The 6,870-nt window shown below is 67.3% G+C and carries 7 protein-coding genes and 1 pseudogene; 5 read left to right on the top strand and 3 right to left on the bottom strand.

All coding sequences use genetic code 11. From position 1 onward, the window contains the following. Positions 1-247: 247 nt before the first annotated feature. Positions 248-1,573: pseudogene (locus ALI22I_RS55225) on the bottom strand (IS701 family transposase). Between the two features lie 65 nt (positions 1,574-1,638). Next, a complete protein-coding gene (locus ALI22I_RS00225) occupies positions 1,639-2,178 on the bottom strand; it encodes a hypothetical protein (protein WP_077003571.1) in 540 nt (179 codons plus the stop codon). 457 nt (positions 2,179-2,635) lie between these two features. Here ALI22I_RS00225 and ALI22I_RS50165 point away from each other — a divergent pair, with 457 nt between their 5' ends. After that, positions 2,636-2,962 (top strand): ATP-binding protein, encoded by a 327-nt coding sequence (locus ALI22I_RS50165; protein ID WP_077003570.1) that lies wholly within the window; start codon positions 2,636-2,638, stop codon positions 2,960-2,962. Continuing rightward, positions 2,959-3,273 (top strand): STAS domain-containing protein, encoded by a 315-nt coding sequence (locus ALI22I_RS00215; RefSeq protein WP_077003569.1) that lies wholly within the window; start codon positions 2,959-2,961, stop codon positions 3,271-3,273. The genes ALI22I_RS50165 and ALI22I_RS00215 overlap by 4 nt, the downstream gene beginning before the upstream one ends. Positions 3,274-3,564: 291 nt before the next feature. Here ALI22I_RS00215 and ALI22I_RS00210 read toward each other — a convergent pair whose 3' ends face one another. Beyond that, a complete protein-coding gene (locus tag ALI22I_RS00210) occupies positions 3,565-4,473 on the bottom strand; it encodes an integrase core domain-containing protein (protein ID WP_238597981.1) in 909 nt (302 codons plus the stop codon). Between ALI22I_RS00210 and ALI22I_RS55220 the strand changes: the two genes are divergently transcribed. The 3 genes from ALI22I_RS55220 to ALI22I_RS00200 all read left to right on the top strand — a co-directional run. Continuing rightward, positions 4,401-4,733 carry a transposase gene (locus ALI22I_RS55220; protein WP_443216870.1) on the top strand — a complete coding sequence of 111 codons (333 nt, stop codon included), beginning with the start codon at positions 4,401-4,403 and terminating at the stop codon, positions 4,731-4,733. The genes ALI22I_RS00210 and ALI22I_RS55220 overlap by 73 nt on opposite strands. 709 nt (positions 4,734-5,442) lie before the next feature. Next, positions 5,443-5,721, top strand: coding sequence for a hypothetical protein (locus tag ALI22I_RS48280; protein ID WP_143531830.1), 279 nt, complete (start codon positions 5,443-5,445; stop codon positions 5,719-5,721). 12 nt (positions 5,722-5,733) lie between these two features. Then, positions 5,734-6,870 (top strand): hypothetical protein (locus ALI22I_RS00200; protein ID WP_202970485.1); only part of this gene is annotated, 1,137 nt, incomplete at its 3' end.

Raw genomic sequence — 6,870 nt, 5'->3', positions numbered from 1 at the left:
ACCCGGTCGTCGCCGAGCTCCGGCTGGACATGGCGGCGTCCCTGGAGCACGGCATCGCGACGCTGATCGCGGGGGCCGTGGCGGGCCACCATCGAAACAACACTCACAAATTGATCAACTAGTAGTACTTTGTTAGGTTAGTCGGGTTTGTTGCGCTGCAACGGTTGTACGTGTTGATGGCAGGTGGGGCATGCGCCGGTCCAGGTCGCGAGCATGTGTTGCAGCTCGTGGATGACCTTGTAGAGGGTCAGGCCGGCGCAGCCGCTTTTGGGTCGAGTCGCAGCATGGTGATGAACAGGTGCGCGGCGGTGACGAGGGTGACGTGGCGGTGCCAGCCGGTCCAGGAGCGGCCTTCGAAGTGGTCCAGGCCGAGGCCGGTCTTGAGTTCGCGGTAGTCGTGTTCGATCCGCCAGCGGATCTTCGCGTACCGGATCAGGTCGGCCGGGTCGGTGTCGGTGGGCTGGCTGGACAGCCAGTAGGTGACGGGTTCGGGTTCGGTGTCGGGCCATTGGGCGATCAACCACCGTTCGGGCAGGCTGCCGTCGGGGTCGCGGGGGATGCGGTGCCCGGCCGGGCGAACCCGCAGGAACACGAACTGTGAGGTGAGGGGGCCTTTGCTGCCTTCGCGCCAGGTGACGGTGATCGCGGCGTACCGGCCGACGGCGGCGACATGCTGGGTCAGGCTGACCGCCTCGTCCGGGTAGACAGGGGTGGCGTTGGCCGGTGGACGGCCGCACCGGCCCCGTCCGGACCACACCCAGGGGGTGGGTACCGCCTCAGCGGTGTGGGCCAGGGTGTCACCTTTGACCTGCACGCTGTAGGGGATGTTCCGCTCGTCCAGCGCGGCCCGGAACTGGCTGTTGTCGCCGTAGCCGGCGTCCGCGGCCAGCACTGGTGGCCGCAGCCCGTATTCAGCGAGCTCGTCCAGCATCTCGATCACAATCGTCCATTTCGGACGGTGGCCCTCACCCTCAGGTATCCCGCACCGGTGCCGCCGGGCCCGGGCAGCCTCGGTCACCGCCTCGACGTCAACCCTGGCGACGTCAACCCCGGGCGACGTCAACCCGGCATCGGGCTCTCGGCCGGCTGGGCACGACCGCTTGTGGCGCGTTCTCTCGTGGCGCGTTCTTCAGCGTCTTGCGCCGCTTGGTCTTTGCCGCCTTGATCGCCGCCGGTGCCGCCTTGACCGCATCCCAGGACTCCGGCAGGAACAACCGCTAGTCCAGTGGACACGACGCGATGTCAGTGACCGCGTGGACGCTCACCCCGATCTGGCAGTTGGCGACCTTGCCCAGAGTGCCGGAGTACTGCCGGGCCACGCCCGGCGCGCCAGCCGCGCCCGCACCGCAGCGGTGTCCCACGTCGACGTGGTCACGAACTGCTGCAACCCCTGATGATCCACCCCGAGACGCTGCGCCATCGGCTGCATCGACTTACGCCGCCCGTCCAGCAGCAGACCACGCAGATATGTCTCGCCCTTGGCCCGTTGGTCAGATCGAGCCAAGGACGCGAACACGTCCGCCGCGAACGCCTCAAGGCGTTGCCGCACAACCAAAATTTCGTCAAGGGTCACCGCAGTATGAAACTACCCGCACCGGTCCAACGACCCCACGACACACCGACCTAACAAAGCACTAACTAGTAACTTAGCGTAACCTTGAGCAGGGCGATTCCGGCAGCGATCAAGGCCATCAGGACGCCGGCCAGCAGGGTGTGCGTCGAGGCACGGCGGGCGAGGAGACGCTCGACGACGAAACCGACCAGGGCCAGGCGCACGAACAGGTAGACCTGCGACGCGGCGATGGACATCGGCACCGGTAGCCATTGGACGGCGCCGGCGGCCAGCAGGAGGCACGGGACCACGGCAGAGGTGATGATCGGGATCGAGTCGCGCAGCTCGTGGAGCACGTCTGACCTGGTCGTCGGGGCGCCGGAGCGGACATTGCGCGCGATCACCTCGGAGAAGACGTGCGCCAGGAAGGTCGAGAAGGCCACACCGAGCTCGACGACGATCGCGCGGCCGTGGTCGACGTCAGCCTCGTCCATGGCGAGTATCGCCGCGAAGATCAGGATATTGCCGTAAACGTATGCGGAGATCCGGGCAGCCGCGTCCTCGCGGGGCAGACCGCGGTTCGCGCGGTAGCGGACAATCCGGTCACGGACGGTGGAGTCAAGCACATGATCACGTTAGCGCCACCGGCCGGCCGGAGCCGCGCGGACCCCGACTGCTGACCACCCTCGGCGCATCCATGCGCCCGGACCTCCGCGGCGTGGCGGAGGATCGCGCGGCGACCGACTTCTCGGCACCGACGGTGTCCAGACCGAACCAGTGCGCTACGTCGACGGTCACGGCGCAGCCTGGTGGGATGGCGTCAGGGGCGGGGGCCGAGCATTCGCATCGTGGCATCGATCGCGTCCTCGGTGATGTCGTCCACGTCGCCGCCGTCTTCCACGGTGGTCGCTATCAGCTCACGCAGGCCGCCGAGCAACACGGTGGCGGCTTGGTGCGACGGCGGTCGTACGCCCTCGGGCCGGCGGCCTCGCGCTCCTCGCCTCGAAGGAGTTTCCCCAGGTACGGATCTCGATCAACTGCTTACCGTTGTTGTTGGTCCGGAAACTACGGGCGGCCCAACTGGTGACCAACGCGGTCCGCCATGGCGGCGGCGCCGGCCGACTCGAACTGCGCCTACACGCCGACGTGCTCACCTGTGAGATCGTCGACCACGGGGGCAACACGGACGGGCTCCCCGTGCGGCTGTCACCGACCAACCAGACCGGCGGACGCGGGCTGTGGCTGGCGCATCACCTGACCGGGGCGCTTATGCTGACTCGCCGCCCGGACGGCGTCACCGCCTCGGTCAGCGTCTGCATCACCGAAACCGCCGCGCCAGCGAACCCGCCGAGCGGGCAGCGGAGCGACACCGACACCGACCCGGCAGTCACCGGAAGGGAGGAGCCGTGAATCCCGACCCGGGCTGGTCCCACGAGACGCACACCAGCGACGGCCGCACCACGATCACGCTGGCCGGCGAGATCGACATGAGCGACGCCGGACAGCTGCGGCAACTGCTGCACGACACACTGCACCGCGCCGCGGTGGTCACCGTCGACATCGCCGCCGTGCGGTTCATCGACTCCGCGGTCATCGGTGCCCTGATCAGCGCGCATAACACCGCCACGGCGACCGGTCGCGAGTTCACCGTGGTCAACGCCGCTGGACAGGTGCACCGGGTGCTGCAGATGACCGGCATCCTGGACATCCTCACCGCCTGAGCCCCCGATCACTCAGGACCGCTGATCAGCGGGTATCCGCCTCCACCTGGGCAGGCGGGTACGCGAAATGAGCGAGCCCTACCCCGAGAGCCGGTCGACGCGGTGGATCTCTGCATCGACGTCCGTACAGCAACCCACCCTCAGGGTCGCCCCGCCGAACTCGAACAAAGATCAGATCCACTGAGACAACCCGGAGCCACGTTCCGTCTCACCAATCTGATCCGGTGCAGCTCAGTGCCCTTCAAGCCGGATCAGATTTACGGGGAGCGGAGGCCCCGCCCCTTCATCGCATCAGGCGGCCTGGTAGTACTCGTTGAGGATGCCGCCCAACCGCTGTCGTCGGCGGATGTCGAGGTAGGTGACTGCGGCTTGGTCGGTGACGGGGTGTGGCAGGGCGCGTAGTGGTCGTGCGTTGGTGATGCCTTGGTGTGGTCGGTGGGTGTTGTAGAAGTGCTCGTCCTCGTGCAGGGCGTGGAGTAGGTGCTGTTGGTTCCAGATGAGGGTGCGGTCGAGGAGTTCGTGGCGGCAGGTGCGGATCCGGCGTTCCATGATCGCGTTAATTCGCGGGATGCGGACGCCGCTGAGGACGATCTGGATGCCAGCGTCGGCGAGGACGACGTCGAACGGGGCGGGGAACTTGCCGTCGCGGTCGCGGATCAGGAACCGCACGTGTCGGCTCTCCTCTTCGAGGTCCATGACGAGGTTTCTGGCGGCCTGGGTGACCCAGGAGGCGGTCGGGTGCGCGGTGGCACCGAGAACCCTGATCCGGCGACTGGTGTGCTCGATCACCGCGAGCACGTATAGCCGGGCGCCGCTCAAGGTGAAGGTCTCGAAGAAGTCACAGGCCGGCAGGACGTCGGCCTGCGAGCGAAGGAAGATCGACCAGGTCGTCGAGGCCCGCTCAGGTGCTGGGTCGATTCCGGCGTCCTGGAGGATCTGCCACACCGTGGATGCGGCGACCTTGATGCCGAGCACGAGGAGTTCGCCGTGGATGCGGCGGTAGCCCCAGGTGGAATTCTCCCGCGCCAGGCGCAGCACCAGAAGCCGGATGTTGAGGCCGCGGGCGATGCGGGCCATGGGCACTACCAGCACGTTGCCGCGGTTCGGGAAGTCCTCGAATTCCTCGGGTGTCAGTTCGACGATCCCCGGTGGCAGCGGAGGCAGTTTGTCCCGGCGTGCGCGGTCGCCGGGCACCGCCACACACAGCCCGTCGGTGTAGAGGCCGGCGGAGTAGATGCCCAGAGCTCGGTCTGACGGCGCTGGTCGGCTCGATCACCGGGCTGTCGGTGCTCGGGGCCGCGGCGATCCTGGCCGAGACCGGTGACCCCACCCGGTTCGCCTCGGCCCGGGCCCTGGTCAAGCACGCTGGCCTGGCGCCAGGGGATAAGTCCTCCGGGGCGTTTACCGACGTGGCCAGCATCCCTCTGGTCACACTTTCGGGTGACTGCCTGCAGGGGTGACTTGCGAGGACCATGGGTGGGGTGAGGCGAATGCGCCCAGATTCGCCGATCAGCAAGGGAAACGCGGCCATGCCTGAGCCCACGACCTTTACTGGGGGCCTCCACCTCCCGATTGCACTTCGTGAGCGGTCTGGGGGCGGCGCGCTGGTCGTCGTCCTGCACCGTGGCGGCCTGGTCGCGGTCGACCAAACCACGGGCGACCAGGCTCTCCTGACCACATTGGTCGGGCGGCTGCGTGCCTTCGACCTGTCCCCGGACGGAAGCAAAGCCTACGCCGGGGGAACTCCGTCGGCCTCGTCGCGGTTCCGCTCGACGGCAGCCCGCCAACCCTGCTCGCACGTGCTCTTGACCTCCTCGCAGTCACCTCGCTTGCCGCAGTGGGGCGCGAGATCCGCGCCTCAGGAGCAATGAGCATTACCGGGGGTGTATCACTGACACGCTGATCGAATCGGACGCCACCCGGAAGATGTCAGGCTATCTCTGATCGCTATTGCTGAAGCGGCGACAGGGCTCCAGGGGAAATTTGATGGCAAGATGCAGCGGTATCTAACGGTGCTCGTTAGAGTGTTTAGTCCTGCGGGGAAGTGTGATGGTGCCTCCGTGTAGCAGGGCTTTGGCGGCAACAATTTCGGCGCTGTTGGCGGCTGCGATCGCAATTGTTATTAACGTCTTCACCGCCGCTTGGGTCTGGACAGTAGGAGCTGCCCTGGTGGTCTTGGTGTTGGCGCAGGCAGGCTTCGAGGCGTGGCGAGCGTCGGCGCATGAGCCGTCTGTGCTGGCTGGACGGGTGCGTGTACGACAGCGCATGGGGAAAGTCATCAATAGCTCGATCGCCGGGGTACGGCGCGCCGGGGGACTTCTGGGCACCGTGGTCGGGGTGAAGCAGCGGATGGATGAGGTGCGAGATTCCGACATCCGCGGGGTCGACGGTGCCGACGGCCCCGACGAGCAACGCCCTGACCGGGCGGAACCCGACGAGTCGACGTGAAGGACACAGGCGATGAGCGAGAAAGTGTCTCCGGCCACGGTCCCGGCGGAGGTCGGGCTGGATGAGTTCACCGGCCGGGTATGGGCTCTGGACAAGGTGGCAGAGTGGCTGGCCGGCGGAGAACGGGTGCTGCTGGTGGTCGCCGAGCCGGGAGTGGGGAAAAGTGCGTTCGCGGCCCGCCTGGTGCAGGCCACTCGCGGCGAGATCCCCAGTCGGCATGGGCTAGGGCCGGAGTGGCTGGCGGCGGCGCATTTCTGCCAGCACCGTCGACAGGAGACCCTGGCCGCGGTGCGCATCCTGGAACGCCTTGCCGCGCAACTTGCCGAGTCCGTGCCTGGCTACGCCCACATATTGGCCACGATCCGCCATCGCGAGATCGCCCTAACGATGAAAGTGCGGCAGCGAATCGGGACGCTGGTCAACTCGACGGCGACCGGAATTCACCTAAATCTGGGCGAGATCGAGCCGCGGCAGGCGTTCGACGAGGTGCTTCGGGCCCCATTCAAGCGCCTGCGTGACAGCGGTTCGCTCCCCGGCACGGTGGTGGTGCTCGTCGACGCGTTGGACGAGACCGTCGAAGGCGCGCACGGGCTGACCTGGGCACGGTTGCTGGCCAGCGAGATCGGTCAGGATCCGCCGCCAGGCCTGAGGCTGGTGGCCACCACCCGGCCAGGACTCGCGGCCGACGACATGACCCGACTCGTCGGCGCCTACGCGCAGGTGCTGGACCTGCTGGGCGATCAACCAGCCGGGGTGGATGACGTCGCCGCCTACGCCCACCGCCGCCTGCGGGTCATCCGCGACCCCGGAAGGCTTGCTTTCGCCCAGCGCATCGCCGAGGCCGGAGAAGGTAACTTCCTGTACGCGCGGTACGTGATCGACCAGGTGCTCCGCGACCCGATCCCAGGCGACCTGGCCACGTTGCCACTCCCGCACGGCTTGGCCGGGGTGTACGAGAGGTTCCTGGACCGGGAGATCGCCGCCGACCCGCATGCCTGGCAGCACCGGTTCCGGCCCGTGCTCGCCGCGGTAGTTGTCAAGTCAAGTGAGACAGGTTGTGTCTACGGGGCCGGTTGCGGTTGGTCGACGGGCTGGTTGATCCAGGCCACGTCGGGTAGTTCGGGTGGATGGGGACGGCGTGCGAAACGC

It is taken from the genome of Saccharothrix sp. ALI-22-I (genome assembly GCF_001984175.1).
Lineage (GTDB): Bacteria > Actinomycetota > Actinomycetes > Mycobacteriales > Pseudonocardiaceae > Actinosynnema.
The sequence above is the reverse complement of the archived record's forward strand: the minus strand, read 5'-3'. Positions and strand labels throughout refer to the sequence as shown.